This is a genomic window from Mycobacterium sp. D16R24 (assembly GCF_002013385.1).
In the GTDB taxonomy this organism is placed as follows: domain Bacteria; phylum Actinomycetota; class Actinomycetes; order Mycobacteriales; family Mycobacteriaceae; genus Mycobacterium.
The window spans coordinates 1-14,793 of the sequence record NZ_MAEV01000006.1 but is presented as its reverse complement, the minus strand read 5'-3'; the positions used below and the strand labels follow the sequence as shown (position 1 = coordinate 14,793).

Here is a 14,793-nt window from a genome sequence, read left to right as displayed (position 1 = left end):
ATTGGGAGGAGGGCGCATGGGCGAGACGCCGCTGATCGACGCGATGCTGGCCGAGCACGCTGAGTTGGAGAAGCGACTGGCCGACCCGGCGCTGCACGCGGATGCGGGTGCGGCACGTAAGGCCGGCCGCCGGTTCGCGATGCTCTCGCCGATCGTGGCCACCCACGGCAAGCTGGTCGCTGCTCGCGATGATCTAGCCACCGCCCGTGAGCTGTCCGAGGACGATTCCTCATTCGCCGATGAAGTAACCGAGTTGGAATCGTCGGTCGCCGAGCTGGAAACGCAGCTGTCGGACATGCTGGCGCCCCGCGATCCACATGACGGTGACGACATCCTCCTCGAAGTGAAATCTGGTGAGGGGGGCGAGGAGTCGGCGCTGTTCGCTGCCGATCTGGCTCGCATGTACATCCGCTACGCCGAGCGGCATGGTTGGAAGGTCACGGTTCTTGACGAGACAGAATCGGACCTCGGCGGGTACAAGGACGCCACCCTGGCTATCGCGAGCAAGGGAGACACCGCCGACGGCGTATGGTCGCGGCTCAAGTTTGAAGGTGGGGTGCATCGCGTCCAGCGTGTTCCTGTCACCGAATCCCAAGGACGCGTGCATACGTCGGCTGCGGGTGTGTTGGTCTATCCAGAACCCGAAGAGGTACAGGAAGTCCAGATCGACGAGTCGGATCTTCGGATCGACGTCTACCGTTCCTCGGGCAAGGGTGGCCAGGGCGTGAACACCACCGACTCGGCGGTCCGCATCACCCACCTGTCCACCGGGATCGTGGTGACCTGCCAAAACGAGCGCTCTCAGTTGCAGAACAAGGCGCGCGCCATGCAGGTGCTGGCGGCGCGGTTACAGGCTCTCGCCGAGGAGCAGGCGCAGGCCGACGCATCGGCCGGTCGTGCCAGCCAGATCCGCACCGTGGACCGCAGTGAGCGAATTCGCACCTACAACTTCCCGGAGAACCGGATCACCGATCACCGCGTCGGGTTCAAGGCGCATAACCTGGATCAGGTGCTCGACGGCGACCTCGATGCGCTGTTCGATGCGCTGGCCGTGGCCGATCGGAAGGCGCGCCTGCAGGAGGCGTGAGTTAGATGAGCGGGTTGCGTCAGCTGATCGCCGAAGCGATCGAATCGCTCTCTCGGGCAGGGGTTTCCAGCCCGCAGGTGGACGCCGAGGAACTCGCCTCATATCTGCTCGGGATCCCGCGAACACGGCTGCGTTTTGCCGAGATCACGCCAGGTTTTCCCGAGAGATACCGTGATCTCGTAGCCGCGCGGGCGCAGCGGATTCCCTTGCAGCACTTGACCGGTAGTGCCGCCTTTGGCCCTGTCGAGGTGTTCGTGGGTCCCGGTGTGTTCATTCCGCGCCCGGAGACGGAGTCTCTATACGCCTGGGCAACAGGGGAATTGACGACTCACGCAACAGTTGTCGAGTTGTGCGCCGGATCGGCAGCGCTCTCCATCGCCTTGTCGCATGACGAGCCGGCCGCTCGCATCGTCGCGATCGAGCTCGACGAGCAGGCGTTGGACTACACGAGGCGCAACACCGAAGGAACTCCGGTCGAGGTGATCCAGGCCGATGCGACCTCGCCCGTGCTGCTGGCGGAGCTGGATGGAATGGTCGACCTGATCGTCGCCAACCCGCCCTACATCCCTGACGGTGCAGAATTGGAGCCCGAAGTGGCGCAGCACGATCCGCCATTGGCGTTGTTCGCGGGTGTCGATGGACTGGCGATTATCGCGCCCATCGTGACGACGGCCGGCCGTCTGCTAGCTCCCGGGGGCCGCATCGGTATTGAGCACGATGACACCAATGGTGACGGAACATGCGAGTTATTCACGGCCAGTGGTCTATTCGATGAGGTTGTGCAGCGGTACGACCTGGCAGGGCGGCCGCGATTCGTCACCGCTCGCCGGAAATCTCCGACCCCATAGACTGGGTACGTGACCGTCGCCTACGACTGCCAGGACGCTGCGACCCGCCAAGAGGGCATCGACGCGGCGGTGGGGGCGCTCAAGGCGGGTGAACTGGTGGTCATGCCCACCGACACCGTCTACGGATTGGGTTGTGACGCCTTCGATTCCAACGCCGTATCGGCGCTGTTGGCGGCCAAGGGGCGCGGCCGGGACATGCCCGTCGGAGTGCTCGTGGGGTCATGGCACACGATCGACGGGCTGGTGTTCTCTGTTCCGTCGGCTGCCCGTGAGCTCATCGAGGCATTCTGGCCGGGACCACTGAGCATCATCGTGAAGCACGCGCCGTCGCTGTCCTGGGATCTCGGAGATGCGCAGGGAAGCGTCATGCTGCGGATGCCCCTCCATCCGGTCGCCATCGAGCTGCTGCGCGCTGTCGGTCCGATGGCGGTCTCCAGCGCCAACGTATCGGGGCAGCCCGCGGCGCTCACGGCCGCTGAGGCCCGCGATCAGTTGGACGACAAGGTCGCGGTGTACCTGGACGGTGGCACGGCAGAACTGGGCGCGGCATCGACCATCGTCGACCTCACCGGGCCGGTGCCACTGATCCTGCGGGAAGGGCCGATCACCCGGGAACAGATCGTCGATGTGATTGGCGGCGACATCGGGCCCGGCGGGTCGGCGAGTCGGGGGAGCCCACAGGATCTTGAAGTACGGTCGGATGCGTGAGTGAGCTGCTGGCCCTCGCCGATCGCGGCGCGGGCGTCCCTCTGCGTGAGCTTGCCCTGGTTGGGCTGACGGCGGCTATCACGACGTTCTTCTGCACTGGTGGAGTGCGGATGTTCGCAACCCGAGTGGGTGCGGTGGCCTATCCGCGCGAGCGTGACGTGCACTTGCAGCCGACCCCCCGGATGGGCGGTCTCGGCATGTACTTCGGCGTATGTGCGGCGATCTTCCTGGCCTCGCAACTGCCTGCCCTGACAAGGGGTTTCGTCTACTCCTCGGGTATGCCTGCCGTCGTCGTCGCGGGCGGCATCATCATGGTCGTCGGGCTCATTGACGATAAATGGGGCCTGGACGCGCTCACAAAGTTCGCGGGCCAGGTCACGGCCGCTAGCGTCCTGGTCACCATGGGGGTGGCCTGGAGCATGATCTACATCCCCTTTGGCGGGGTGGGGACCATCGTCTTGGACCAGATGTCCTCCATCCTCGTCACGCTCGCGTTGACGGTGTCGATCGTCAACGCGATGAACTTCGTGGACGGCCTCGATGGGCTGGCCGCCGGTTTGGGGCTCATTACCGCGGCTGCCATCTGCATCTTCTCGATTGGGCTGCTGCGCAGCCACGGCGGTGACGTCCTGTATTACCCGCCTGCGGTGATCTCGGTGGTGCTCGCCGGGGCGTGCCTTGGTTTTCTTCCGCATAACTTCCACCGGGCCCGGATCTTCATGGGGGACTCAGGGTCGATGCTGATCGGCCTGATGCTGGCGGCCGCGTCGACGACGGCCGCGGGCCCCATCTCGCAGAGCTCGTACGGCGCCAAGGACATGTTCGTCCTCTTGTCGCCGTTCTTGTTGGTGATCGCGGTGTTGCTGGTGCCCGCGCTGGACGCGCTGTTGGCGATCATCCGGCGGACCCGGGCGGGCCGGAGCCCCTTCAGCCCAGACAAGATGCACCTGCATCACCGGCTGCTGCAGATCGGGCACTCGCATCGCAAGGCGGTGCTGATCATCTACTTGTGGGTGGCGATTATCGCGTTCGGAGCCGCCAGCACCATCTTCTTCGAGCCCCGGTATGCGGGAGCGGTGGTGGTTGGTGCCATCGGTATCGCTATCGTCGCGACGGTCGTTCCCCTGTTGCGTCGTGAAGAACTCGATCAGCTGTCGGGAGCCGAATCAGGGCTCAGTCCGGCCACCGTTCCGACGGAACCGTCGGTGTACGACGAAAAGTAGTAGGTGTGCATTAACCGTCTCTACCATGTGATACGGTTCTGCCATACCCGAAAACTCACGGGTGCCGGCCACACCGGAGCGGCGGAATTTTTGGAAAGTCTGTCTAGACATTCCAGGGTCCGCCGGACCGATCAACTGACCGACAGGGAGCTGCCCATTGAGGTGAGTTCAGCGAGCCCTCAGACCTCCTATAAGGTCTGGAACCGACGAACGCAGTTTTTGTTCCGCCACCCCGACAAAGATGTGAGGTGACACCCCAGGTGACCGTGCCCCAGGCAAGCTCCGATGCTCCGCTGGTTCTTCCGGCATTGGCGTTTCGCCCGTTGCGTCTGGCCGTGTTGTGTGGCGTTCTCGGTGCTTTGGCTCTGTTGGCCTCCGCCCTGCTGGGGAATTGGCAGTTCGGCGTCTTCTTCGTTACTGGGCTTGGACTCGGATTGGTGAACGCTCTCCTCGTTCGCCAATCTGCGGAAGTGATTACCGCGCAAGACAATCCAAGCAAGCAAAAGATGGCCATCAATTCCGCGGCGCGGTTGATGATCATCACCGTCCTTGCCCTGGTGATCGCCTTCGTGTTCCGTCCCGCTGGTCTTGGGGTGTTCTTCGGAGTTGCGTTGTTCCAGGTGCTGCTGGTGTTGACCACCGCTGTGCCGGTGTGGAAAGGGATCCGTTCAGTGAGCAGTGAGCAGGGCGCAGCATGATTACGACATTCCAGGCAGAAGCCGCCATCGAGGTTGGTCATCACAAGCACTGGACGTGGCATGGAGATTTCTGGCCGTACGAGCTGACCTTCAACGTCGACACCATCGTCGCCACCGCCCTGGCCGCGGTGGTTGTGATCGCGCTGGCGTTGTTCCTGCGCGCGAAGGTCACCTCGACGGGCGTGCCCAACGGTGTACAGCTGTTCTTCGAGGCGGTCACCGTCCAGTTCCGCAACCAGGTTGAGTCGGCCATCGGCATGAAGGTGGCGCCGTTTGTGCTGCCGCTGGCCGTGACGATCTTCGTCTTCATTCTCGTCTCTAACTGGATATCGGTGCTGCCCGTGCAATACACCGATGACGCGGGTAAGACGGCCGAACTGTTGGCCCCCCCGGCCTCGGATATCAACTACGTGCTGGCGCTCGCGCTCTTCGTGTTCGTCTGCTACCACATCGCCGGCTTTGCGCGTCGCGGCTTGATCGGCCACCCGATCAAGCTGCTCAAGGGTCACACCTGGGTCACCGCGTTCATCAACCCGATCGAGGAGCTGGCCAAGCCCATCTCGCTGTCGCTGCGGCTCTTCGGCAACATGTTCGCCGGCGGCATCATGGTGGCCCTTATTGCCATGTTCCCCGCGTACATCATGTGGGCGCCCAATGCCATCTGGAAGGCATTCGACCTGTTCGTCGGCCTGATCCAGGCCTTCATCTTCGCACTGCTGACTGTCCTGTACTTCAGCCAGTCGATGGAAACCGACGAACACCACTAATTACGCAGACCAACCTGAATAGACCCCGGTAGCACAGCTACCACATAATAAGGAGGAAGAAAATGGCGGACCCGACAATTGTTGCTGGTGCCCTCATCGGCGGTGGTTTGATCATGGCCGGTGGCGCCATCGGTGCCGGTATCGGTGACGGTATCGCCGGTAATGCCCTGATCTCCGGTGTTGCCCGTCAGCCCGAGGCTCAGAGCCGGCTTTTCACCCCGTTCTTCATCACCGTCGGTCTGGTTGAGGCTGCGTACTTCATCAACCTGGCCTTCATGGCGCTCTTCGTCTTCGCGACTCCCGGCGCCAGCTAATCGGCATGGGTGAATTGCACAGTGTCGCTACTGCCGTCACGGCAGTAGCGGCGGAAGCAGCCGAAGAGGGTGGGAAGCAGAACAACTTCCTCATCCCCAACGGCACCTTCTTTGTCGTCTTGGCGATCTTTCTGATCGTCCTGGCGGTCATTGGAACCTTCGTGGTGCCCCCGATCCAGCGTGTGCTCAAGGCGCGCGAGGACATGGTCACGAAGACGACCGAGGACAACCGGAACGCCGCTGAGCAATTCACCGCCGCCGAGGCTGACTACAAAGATGAGCTGGCCAAGGCGCGCGGTGCCGCAACTGCGGTGCGTGACGAGGCCAGAGCCGAGGGACGCGGAATTCTCGAGGACATGCGTCAGCGGGCCAATGCCGAAGCGACCGCCGTGAATGCGACGGCCGCCGAAGAGTTGGCCCGTCAGGGTGAGGCAACCTCCGGCGAGTTGGCGGCGAATGTCGACAGCTTGTCCCGGACCCTCGCCGAACGTGTTCTCGGCGTGAGCCTTTCGGAACCAGCGAGCGCAGGGCGAGGCTAAGTACAGATGTCGACATTTATCGGACAGCTCATCGGTTTCGCTGTCATCGTGTTCCTGGTGGTCAAGTTCGTGGCGCCTCCGGTACGCACATTGATGGCCAAGCAGCAGGACACGGTGCGTCAGCAGCTTGCGGATAGCAAGACCGCGGCGGACAAGCTGGTCGAGGCCGAGGGCGCGCATGCCAAGGCCATCGAAGATGCCAAGGCCGACGCCGCCGAGATCGCCGAGGAAGCCAAGGCCGACGCCGTGCAGATCTCCAAGCAACTGCGTGAGCAGGCCGACGCCGAGGTCGCGCGGATCAAGGTGCATGGCCAGGAGCAGATCCTGCTGCAGCGTCAGCAGCTGATCCGTCAGCTCCGCGGTGACCTCGGTGCCGAATCCGTGAACCGCGCAGGCGATTTGGTGCGTTCGCATGTCAGTGACCCCGGGGCGCAGTCCGCCACCGTCGACCGATTCCTCGATGAGCTGTCACAGATGGCCGGCAGTGTCAATACCGAACGCCGACCGCTGGCGGCCGGGGGAGCGGGATTGCACGCCGCTAGCCGCGAGTCCCTCGCGGAGCAGGTGTCGGCCTTCCAGGCCAACGCCGTCTCGCTCGATAGCCTGACGCTGAATGCGCTGGCCGACGATCTCACCGCGGTTGCCGAGCTCCTCATCAAGGAATTGGTGCTGCGCAAGCACCTCTCCGAGCCGGTCGATGCCAGCGAGCAGTCCGCTAAGGTCGCCCTGGTCGACTCCGTGCTGGCGTCCAAGATCGGACGGCCGGCACTCGAGGTCGTGCGTGCGGCCGCGACGGCCCGGTGGTCGGCCTCCAGTGACCTGATCACCGCGATCGAACACATTGCCCGCCTCGCGCTGCTGGAGCGGGCCGAACGTGACGGCCAGATCGACGATGTCGAGGACCAGCTGTTCCGCGTCAGTCGCATCCTCGACGGCGAGCCGCAGTTGGGCGCGCTACTGAGCAACACTGCCGCGCCTGCCGCCGATCGCGTGACGCTGCTGAAGAACGTTCTCGCCGGCCGGTCCAACCTGATCGTGACCAGCCTGCTGGCCCAGACCGTGCGCCTGCTGCGTGGCAAGCGCGCCGATGTCGCCGTACTTGAGGTCGCCGAGTTGGCGGTTGCCCGCCGCAACGAGTCTGTCGCTCATGTGAAGGCGGCGGCTCCGGTCAGCGATGCGCAGATCACACGGCTGGCTCAGGTGCTCGGACAGATTTACGGACGCACTATCGCGGTGCAGCTGGATGTGGATCCCGACCTGCTGGGTGGTCTCGTCGTCAACATCGGTGACGAGGAAATCGACGGCAGCCTGTCCACCAGGCTCTCCGCGGCCGCCCTCCATCTGCCCAATTAACCCCATTAGACGCATCACCTAAAGACGAGCAGGAAGACGAAAAGCCATGACAGAGTTGACGATCTCCTCGGCCGATATTTCCGGCGCGATCGAGCAGTACGTCGCGACGTTCTCCGCCGACCCCACCCGCGAAGAAATCGGCATCGTCTCCGACACCGGTGACGGCATCGCCCACGTCGAGGGTCTGCCTTCGGTCATGACCCAGGAGCTCCTCGAGTTCCCGGGCGGCGTGCTGGGTGTGGCACTAAACCTTGACGAGCGCAGCATCGGCACCGTTATCCTCGGTGACTTCCACGGCATCGAAGAGGGCCAGCAGGTCAAGCGCACCGGCGAGGTGCTGTCGGTGCCGGTGGGCGACGCCTTCCTCGGTCGCGTCATCAACCCGCTTGGTGAGCCGATTGACGGCCGCGGCGACATCGAGGCCGAGACTCGCCGTGCCCTCGAGCATCAGGCCGCCAGTGTGGTCGAGCGTCAAAGCGTTTCGGAGCCACTGCAGACCGGCATCAAGGCCATCGACTCGCAGACCCCGATCGGCCGCGGCCAGCGGCAGCTGATCATCGGTGACCGCAAGACCGGCAAGACCGCCGTCTGCGTCGACACCATCCTGAACCAGAAGCAGGCCTGGGAGACCGGTGACCCGGCACAGCAGGTGCGCTGCATCTACGTCGCCATCGGCCAGAAGGGCTCGACCATCGCCGCGGTGCGCCGCACGCTGGATGAGGCCGGCGCGCTGGAGTACACCACCATCATCGCCGCCCCGGCCTCCGATGCCGCCGGCTTCAAGTGGCTTGCGCCCTACACCGGTTCGGCCCTGGGCCAGCACTGGATGTACCAGGGCAAGCACGTCCTCATCGTGTTCGATGACCTGACCAAGCAGGCCGAGGCCTACCGTGCCATCTCACTGCTGCTGCGCCGTCCGCCGGGCCGCGAGGCATACCCGGGTGACGTCTTCTACCTGCACTCCCGTCTGCTAGAGCGTTGCGCGAAGCTCTCCGATGCACTGGGTGCCGGCTCGCTGACGGGCCTGCCGATCATCGAGACCAAGGCCAACGACATCTCGGCCTACATCCCCACCAACGTCATCTCGATCACCGACGGACAGTGCTTCCTGCAGACCGACCTGTTCAACCAGGGTGTGCGCCCGGCCATCAACGTCGGTGTGTCGGTGTCGCGTGTCGGTGGTGCCGCACAGATCAAGGCCATGAAAGAGGTAGCCGGCTCGCTGCGTCTGGAGCTCTCGCAGTACCGCGAGCTGGAGGCCTTCGCGGCCTTCGCCTCCGACCTGGATGCCACGTCGAAGGCTCAGCTGGAGCGCGGTGCGCGCCTGGTGGAGTTGCTCAAGCAGTCGCAGAACTCGCCGTACCCGGTCGAGGAGCAGGTCGTGGCGATCTACCTCGGCACCGGTGGGCACCTCGACTCGGTGCCGGTGGGCGATGTCATCCGATTCGAGCGGGAGTTCCTCGACCACGTGCGCGGCTCACACGCCGACATCCTGGCCGATATCAAGGAGACCAAGAAGTTCTCTGAGGACACCGAGACAAAGCTCACCAACGCGATCAACGCGTTCAAGAAGAGCTTCGCCGCTACTGACGGCAGCTCGGTGGAGGTCAAGGACGTCGCGGCCCAGGCTCTGGACGAGTCCGAGGTTGGCCAGGAGACCGTCCAGGTCCGCAAGCCAGCTCCGGCAAAAAAGTAGAGCAGTAGGACCTCCAGAAAATGGCTGCACAAATCCGAGAACTGCGCCGGCGGATCAAATCCGCCGGGTCGATCAAAAAGATCACCAAGGCGCAAGAGCTGATCGCGACATCGCGTATCTCCAAGGCGCAGGCTCGCGTCGTGGCGGCGCGCCCGTACGCGACCGAGATCACGAACGTGCTCACCGCACTCGCCGACGACGCCGCACTGGACCACCCGCTGTTGGTTGAGCGGGCCGAGCCGAAACGGGCCGGTGTGCTCGTTGTGTCCTCGGACCGCGGCCTGTGCGGTGGCTACAACGCCAACGTGCTGCGTGTCGCCGAGGAGCTGTTCGCGCTGCTGCGTGAGCAGGGCAAGACCCCGGTGATCTACGTGGTCGGCCGCAAGGCGCTGAACTTCTACAAGTTCCGCGGCCGCAAGGTCACCCAGTTCTGGACCGGGTTCTCCGAGCGACCCGAGTACGCGCACGCCCAGGAGATCGCCGGTGTGCTGGTGGACTCATTCCTGGCGGGTGCCGACGACGACGGCGATGACCCGGGTGCCGACGGCATCCTCGGTGTAGACGAACTGCACATCGTCTACACCGAGTTCAAGTCGATGCTGACCCAGGCGGCCGTGGCCAAGCGGATCGCGCCGATGGAGGTCGAGTACGTCGGCGAGGCCACCGGACCGACCACCCAGTACTCGTTCGAGCCTGACGCCACCACGCTTTTCGCGTCGCTACTGCCTCGTTACCTGGCCACCCGGGTGTACGCGGCACTGCTGGAGGCGGCAGCCTCGGAGTCGGCGTCCCGCCGGCGCGCCATGAAGGCGGCCACGGATAACGCCGATGAGCTCATCAAGGGACTCACCCTGGAAGCCAACCGTGCTCGCCAGGCCCAGATCACCCAGGAAATCAGTGAAATCGTTGGCGGCGTTGACGCGCTTGCCTCGGCCGCCGCAAGCGAACATTAGGAAGAGACGAGTAGATGACCGCACCAACTGCTAACAAGACCGTCGGGCGAGTTGTTCGCGTTACCGGCCCGGTCGTTGACGTGGAGTTCCCGCGCGACGCCGTGCCGCCGCTCTTCTCCGCTCTCAACGCCGAGATCACTTACGAGTCGCTGGCTAAGACGCTGACTCTCGAGGTGGCACAGCACCTGGGTGACAACCTGGTTCGCACCGTGTCCATGCAGCCGACTGACGGCCTGGTGCGTGGCGTGGACGTCACCAACACCGGCAACACCATCGCGGTGCCCGTCGGTGACGGCGTGAAGGGTCACGTCTTCAACGCCCTGGGCAACTGCCTCGACGAGCCGGGCTACGGCAGCGACTTCGAGAAGTGGTCCATCCACCGCAAGCCCCCGGCCTTCGATCAGCTCGAGCCGCGTACCGAGATGCTCGAGACTGGCCTCAAGGTCGTCGACCTGCTGACCCCGTACGTGCGAGGCGGAAAGATCGCCCTGTTCGGTGGTGCCGGCGTGGGTAAGACCGTTCTAATCCAGGAGATGATCAACCGCATCGCCCGCAACTTCGGTGGTACCTCGGTATTCGCCGGCGTGGGTGAGCGCACCCGCGAGGGCAACGACCTGTGGGTCGAGCTCGCCGATGCCAACGTGCTCAAGGACACCGCCCTTGTGTTCGGCCAGATGGACGAGCCGCCCGGCACGCGTATGCGCGTGGCGCTCTCGGCGCTGACCATGGCGGAGTACTTCCGCGATGAGCAGGGCCAGGACGTGCTGCTGTTCATCGACAACATCTTCCGGTTCACCCAGGCCGGCTCCGAGGTGTCGACCTTGCTGGGCCGCATGCCTTCCGCCGTGGGTTACCAGCCGACGCTGGCCGACGAGATGGGTGAGCTGCAGGAGCGCATCACCTCGACCCGCGGTCGCTCTATCACCTCGATGCAGGCCGTCTACGTGCCCGCCGACGACTACACCGACCCGGCGCCGGCCACCACGTTCGCGCACCTGGATGCCACCACCGAGCTCTCGCGCGCGGTGTTCTCCAAGGGCATCTTCCCGGCCGTGGATCCGCTGGCCTCGTCGTCGACGATTCTGCTGCCGTCTGTGGTGGGCGAGGAGCACTACCGCGTCGCGCAGGAAGTCATCCGCGTGCTGCAGCGCTACCAGGACCTGCAGGACATCATCGCCATCCTCGGTATCGACGAGCTGTCGGAAGAGGACAAGCAGCTGGTGGGCCGCGCCCGTCGTATCGAGCGCTTCCTGAGCCAGAACATGATGGCGGCAGAGCAGTTCACCGGTCAGCCCGGATCGACCGTGCCGCTGAAGGAGACCATCGAGGCGTTCGACAAGCTCACCAAGGGCGAGTTCGATCACCTGCCCGAGCAGGCGTTCTTCCTCATCGGTGGCCTGGACGACTTGGCGAAGAAGGCCGAAAGCCTCGGCGCCAAACTGTAATTCGTCGCTAGCGATTTTGAAGGAGGTGCATTGAATGTCCGAGATTGACGTCGAGATTGTCGCCGTCGAGCGTGAGATCTGGTCGGGTAAGGCCACATTCGTCTTCACCCGCACGACCTCCGGCGAAATCGGCATCCTGCCGCACCACATTCCGTTGGTGGCGCAGCTGGTTGACGATGCGGCGGTGAAGATCGAGCGCGAGGGTAATGACGATCTTTGGTGGGCGATTGACGGGGGATTCCTGTCGATCACCGACAACAAGGTGAGCATCCTGGTCGAGTCCGCGCAAGCACGTGTGGATATTGACGAGTCCAAAGCCAAGACCGATTCCGGCTCTGAGGATCCACGAGTAGCCGCGCAAGGACGCGCGCGCCTACGTGCCCTCGGCCAGACGGTTTAGCACTACTTACAAAGGAATACCGCTTTGAGCGTGACGGCGATGATCGAGATATCGGTCATCGCCGTCCTTGCTTTGGCGGTGACCGCGTTGAGCTTTCGTCTGCTCAAGTTGCGGCATGGCGGTACCGCGGCTCTGCTGCGCGACATACCGGAGGCGGGGGAGGGGCGCTGGCGCCATGGCGTCATGCGCTACCGCGAATCTCAAGCGGAGTTCTATCGGCTCTCCAGTGTGCGGCTCTGGGCCGATCGCCGGCTGTCGCGGCGTGAACTCGAGATCATTGACCGGCGGATTCCGCGCGGCGACGAATACGACATCATGACCGCCGAGATCGTGGTGCTGCAGCTGCGCGACGGCGCACGCGTGTACGAAATGGCGCTGGATCGCGGTGCGTTGACCGCCTTCATGTCCTGGGTCGAGTCGCGACCCTCGCGGCGCGCGGAACGCCGAACCCGCTAGCCGATCGTGCCCACCCGCTAGGCGGGCTGCGCGGGTCCGCCGGGCTTCCAGAGAGTGTCCTTACCGTCATTGGCGACTCGCGACAGGATGAACAACAGATCCGAGAGCCGATTCAGATATTTGGCGGTTAGCACGTTGGTGGTGTCGGGATAGGCCTCGATGGCGGCCCAGGCCGAACGTTCCGCCCGACGGGCTACGGTGCGCGCCACATGCAACAGCCCGGATAGTGCGGTGCCACCCGGCAGCACAAAGGAATTCAGGTTGGGCAGATCCGCGTTGTACTCGTCACACCAGCCCTCGAGGCGGTCGATGTAGGGCTGGGTGATCCGCAGTGGCGGGTACTCGGGATTGGATATCACCGGAGTGGACAGATCCGCGCCGGCGTCGAACAGATCATTCTGGATCTGCAGCAGCACGGCGCCGATCGGCCGGCTCGGATTCCCGAGCAGCACCGCGACACCAATGGCGGCATTGGCTTCGTCGCAATCTGCGTACGCGGCGAGCCGCGGATCATTCTTCGGTACGCGCGAGAAGTCACTCAGTCCAGTGGTGCCGTCATCTCCGGTCCGCGTGTAGATGCGAGTGAGATGCACGCCACTCGATGATCCCTGCTCGCGTTGTGGGTTCTCGCCGCCCGCGGGTGCCGCGTCGTTTCCGTCGCCTGATCGCCCCAGTGGCTCATCGGTCATGCGTCGAAACGTTACCCGGCTACGCTGTCGGGCGTGAGCGAGCATTTCTTGGTGACCGGCGGCGCCCGGCTTACCGGCAACGTGGCGGTAACCGGCGCCAAGAACAGTGTGCTCAAGCTGATGGCGGCCACTCTCCTCGCGGAGGGAACCAGCACCATCACCAATTGCCCGGACATCCTGGACGTACCGCTGATGGCGGAGGTGCTGCGGGGATTGGGTGCGACGGTGGAGCTGGAGGGTGATGTTGTCAGGATCACCTCACCCGACGAACCCAAATATGACGCCGACTTCGCGGCGGTACGGCAGTTTCGCGCCTCGGTATGTGTCCTGGGTCCGCTGGTGGGCCGGTGTCGACGGGCGAAGGTGGCGTTACCGGGCGGGGACGCCATTGGGTCCCGTCCACTCGACATGCATCAGGCGGGCCTACGCCAGCTCGGGGCGGAGTGCACCATCGAGCATGGATGTGTGGTCGCAGAGGCAAAGGCATTGCACGGGGCCGATATTCAGCTCGAGTTTCCGTCAGTGGGTGCCACGGAAAACATCTTGATGGCAGCGGTGCTTGCTGACGGCGTCACTACCATCCACAACGCCGCGCGCGAGCCGGATGTGGTGGATCTGTGCACCATGTTGGTCCAGATGGGCGCCCAGATAGAAGGTGCAGGCACGTCGACATTGACGGTGATCGGCGTTCCCGAGCTCCATCCCACCGAGCATCGCGTCATCGGAGACCGAATCGTCGCTGCCACTTGGGGTCTCGCTGCCGCGATGACCCGTGGCGACGTCACTGTTACGGGAGTCGATCCGGAACACCTGCAACTGGTGCTGCACAAGCTGCATGATGCCGGCGCCACAGTTACTCAGAAGGACGACGGGTTTCGCGTCGTCCAGTACGAGCGTCCCAAAGCCATCAACGTGGCGACGTTACCGTTCCCGGGATTCCCAACTGACTTGCAGCCCATGGCAATTGGGCTTGCTGCGATAGCAGACGGTACCTCCATGATCACCGAGAACGTCTTCGAGGCCCGATTCCGCTTCGTCGAGGAGATGATGCGGCTGGGCGCGGATGCGCGGACCGATGGGCACCATGCGGTGGTCCGGGGTATTCGTCAACTGTCCAGTGCGCCGGTGTGGTCATCGGACATCCGGGCAGGCGCGGGGCTGGTACTGGCGGGCCTAGTGGCGGATGGCGTCACCGAGGTATACGATGTCTTTCATATCGACCGCGGTTACCCGTTGTTCGTGGAGAATCTCCAGAGCTTGGGCGCCGAAGTCGAGCGGGTCAGCTAGCGCTGACCACCCCCCAGAACCCGAAGTTGACTCAAGTTCACTGGACTTGGTACACTAGTCGGGTTGCCCTGAAAGAGCGAGGCCGGGACGAGGAAGCGATTCCGAAATTCTGGTCTTAGGTTTGGTGCGCAGTTGACCAGCCAAAACCCGGAGTTTGACTCAAGTTCACCGAACTTGATACGGTTCCTGGGCCGCTTCCAAAGGGCGAAAGCCGAAATAGAAGAAGAAATTCAGATATCTCGGCGATCGGATGGTGCGCAAGTAACCAGCCAAAACCGGGAATTTGACTCAAGTTCACCGAACTTGATACGGTTTCCCAGCCGCCTGAAA

The 14,793-nt window shown here is 63.7% G+C and carries 17 protein-coding genes; 15 read left to right on the top strand and 2 right to left on the bottom strand.

What is annotated here, in order from left to right:
* Positions 1–16: 16 nt before the first annotated feature.
* The 14 genes from prfA to B4383_RS04570 all read left to right on the top strand — a co-directional run bounded on the left by prfA (position 17) and on the right by B4383_RS04570 (position 12,487).
* Positions 17–1,087, top strand: a complete 1,071-nt coding sequence (prfA, locus tag B4383_RS04635) for a peptide chain release factor 1 (protein ID WP_078289132.1) — start codon at positions 17–19, stop codon at positions 1,085–1,087.
* A gap of 5 nt (positions 1,088–1,092) precedes the next feature.
* Entirely contained in the window at positions 1,093–1,935 is an 843-nt protein-coding gene (prmC, locus tag B4383_RS04630) for a peptide chain release factor N(5)-glutamine methyltransferase (RefSeq protein WP_078289129.1), read from the top strand.
* A 9-nt stretch (positions 1,936–1,944) separates the two neighbouring features.
* Complete coding sequence (locus B4383_RS04625; RefSeq protein ID WP_078289126.1) at positions 1,945–2,643, top strand: L-threonylcarbamoyladenylate synthase; 699 nt, start codon at positions 1,945–1,947, stop codon at positions 2,641–2,643.
* On the top strand, positions 2,640–3,866 hold the full coding sequence (locus B4383_RS04620; RefSeq protein WP_078289123.1) for an MraY family glycosyltransferase: 1,227 nt from the start codon (positions 2,640–2,642) through the stop codon (positions 3,864–3,866). The genes B4383_RS04625 and B4383_RS04620 overlap by 4 nt, the downstream gene beginning before the upstream one ends.
* Before the next feature lie 260 nt (positions 3,867–4,126).
* Entirely contained in the window at positions 4,127–4,564 is a 438-nt protein-coding gene (locus B4383_RS04615) for an ATP synthase subunit I (protein WP_176112814.1), read from the top strand.
* Positions 4,561–5,331, top strand: coding sequence for a F0F1 ATP synthase subunit A (gene atpB / locus B4383_RS04610; protein ID WP_078289117.1), 771 nt, complete (start codon positions 4,561–4,563; stop codon positions 5,329–5,331). Before B4383_RS04615 ends, atpB begins: the two co-directional genes overlap by 4 nt.
* A 62-nt stretch (positions 5,332–5,393) precedes the next feature.
* A complete protein-coding gene (locus B4383_RS04605) occupies positions 5,394–5,645 on the top strand; it encodes a F0F1 ATP synthase subunit C (RefSeq protein WP_030094898.1) in 252 nt (83 codons plus the stop codon).
* 5 nt (positions 5,646–5,650) lie between these two features.
* On the top strand, positions 5,651–6,184 hold the full coding sequence (locus tag B4383_RS04600; protein ID WP_078289114.1) for a F0F1 ATP synthase subunit B: 534 nt from the start codon (positions 5,651–5,653) through the stop codon (positions 6,182–6,184).
* 6 nt (positions 6,185–6,190) lie between these two features.
* A complete protein-coding gene (locus tag B4383_RS04595) occupies positions 6,191–7,537 on the top strand; it encodes a F0F1 ATP synthase subunit B/delta (RefSeq protein WP_078289111.1) in 1,347 nt (448 codons plus the stop codon).
* A 46-nt stretch (positions 7,538–7,583) separates the two neighbouring features.
* On the top strand, positions 7,584–9,233 hold the full coding sequence (atpA, locus tag B4383_RS04590) for a F0F1 ATP synthase subunit alpha (RefSeq protein WP_078289108.1): 1,650 nt from the start codon (positions 7,584–7,586) through the stop codon (positions 9,231–9,233).
* Between the two features lie 20 nt (positions 9,234–9,253).
* Positions 9,254–10,186: a F0F1 ATP synthase subunit gamma gene (locus B4383_RS04585; protein ID WP_078289105.1), complete on the top strand. Its 933-nt coding sequence runs from the start codon at positions 9,254–9,256 to the stop codon at positions 10,184–10,186.
* A gap of 14 nt (positions 10,187–10,200) precedes the next feature.
* A complete protein-coding gene (gene atpD, locus B4383_RS04580; protein WP_078289102.1) occupies positions 10,201–11,631 on the top strand; it encodes a F0F1 ATP synthase subunit beta in 1,431 nt (476 codons plus the stop codon).
* Positions 11,632–11,665: 34 nt separating this feature from the next.
* The gene (locus B4383_RS04575) at positions 11,666–12,031 is read left to right on the top strand and encodes a F0F1 ATP synthase subunit epsilon (RefSeq protein ID WP_078289099.1); all 366 of its coding nucleotides are present in this window, start codon (positions 11,666–11,668) and stop codon (positions 12,029–12,031) included.
* 39 nt (positions 12,032–12,070) lie between these two features.
* Entirely contained in the window at positions 12,071–12,487 is a 417-nt protein-coding gene (locus B4383_RS04570) for a DUF2550 domain-containing protein (RefSeq protein WP_078289481.1), read from the top strand.
* A gap of 17 nt (positions 12,488–12,504) precedes the next feature.
* Here the strand turns inward: B4383_RS04570 and B4383_RS04565 are convergent, their stop codons facing one another.
* Entirely contained in the window at positions 12,505–13,080 is a 576-nt protein-coding gene (locus tag B4383_RS04565; protein WP_078289474.1) for a cob(I)yrinic acid a,c-diamide adenosyltransferase, read from the bottom strand.
* Between the two features lie 129 nt (positions 13,081–13,209).
* On the opposite strand from B4383_RS04565, the gene murA reads away from it, so the two are divergent.
* On the top strand, positions 13,210–14,463 hold the full coding sequence (gene murA, locus B4383_RS04560) for a UDP-N-acetylglucosamine 1-carboxyvinyltransferase (protein ID WP_078289096.1): 1,254 nt from the start codon (positions 13,210–13,212) through the stop codon (positions 14,461–14,463).
* Positions 14,464–14,578: 115 nt separating this feature from the next.
* Here the strand turns inward: murA and B4383_RS26890 are convergent.
* Positions 14,579–14,793 (bottom strand): hypothetical protein (locus tag B4383_RS26890; protein ID WP_217700187.1); only part of this gene is annotated, 215 nt, incomplete at its 5' end.

Bases quoted from the DNA above. Each gene is read 5' to 3' on its own strand.
- B4383_RS04585 (WP_078289105.1), top strand. From the start codon at position 9,254: ATGGCTGCACAAATCCGAGAACTGCGCCGGCGGATCAAATCCGCCGGG.
- B4383_RS04575 (WP_078289099.1), top strand. From the start codon at position 11,666: ATGTCCGAGATTGACGTCGAGATTGTCGCCGTCGAGCGTGAGATCTGG.
- atpB (WP_078289117.1), top strand. From the start codon at position 4,561: ATGATTACGACATTCCAGGCAGAAGCCGCCATCGAGGTTGGTCATCAC.
- B4383_RS04595 (WP_078289111.1), top strand. From the start codon at position 6,191: ATGTCGACATTTATCGGACAGCTCATCGGTTTCGCTGTCATCGTGTTC.
- atpA (WP_078289108.1), top strand. From the start codon at position 7,584: ATGACAGAGTTGACGATCTCCTCGGCCGATATTTCCGGCGCGATCGAG.
- B4383_RS04570 (WP_078289481.1), top strand. From the start codon at position 12,071: ATGATCGAGATATCGGTCATCGCCGTCCTTGCTTTGGCGGTGACCGCG.
- prfA (WP_078289132.1), top strand. From the start codon at position 17: ATGGGCGAGACGCCGCTGATCGACGCGATGCTGGCCGAGCACGCTGAG.
- prmC (WP_078289129.1), top strand. From the start codon at position 1,093: ATGAGCGGGTTGCGTCAGCTGATCGCCGAAGCGATCGAATCGCTCTCT.
- B4383_RS04600 (WP_078289114.1), top strand. From the start codon at position 5,651: ATGGGTGAATTGCACAGTGTCGCTACTGCCGTCACGGCAGTAGCGGCG.
- atpD (WP_078289102.1), top strand. From the start codon at position 10,201: ATGACCGCACCAACTGCTAACAAGACCGTCGGGCGAGTTGTTCGCGTT.
- B4383_RS04605 (WP_030094898.1), top strand. From the start codon at position 5,394: ATGGCGGACCCGACAATTGTTGCTGGTGCCCTCATCGGCGGTGGTTTG.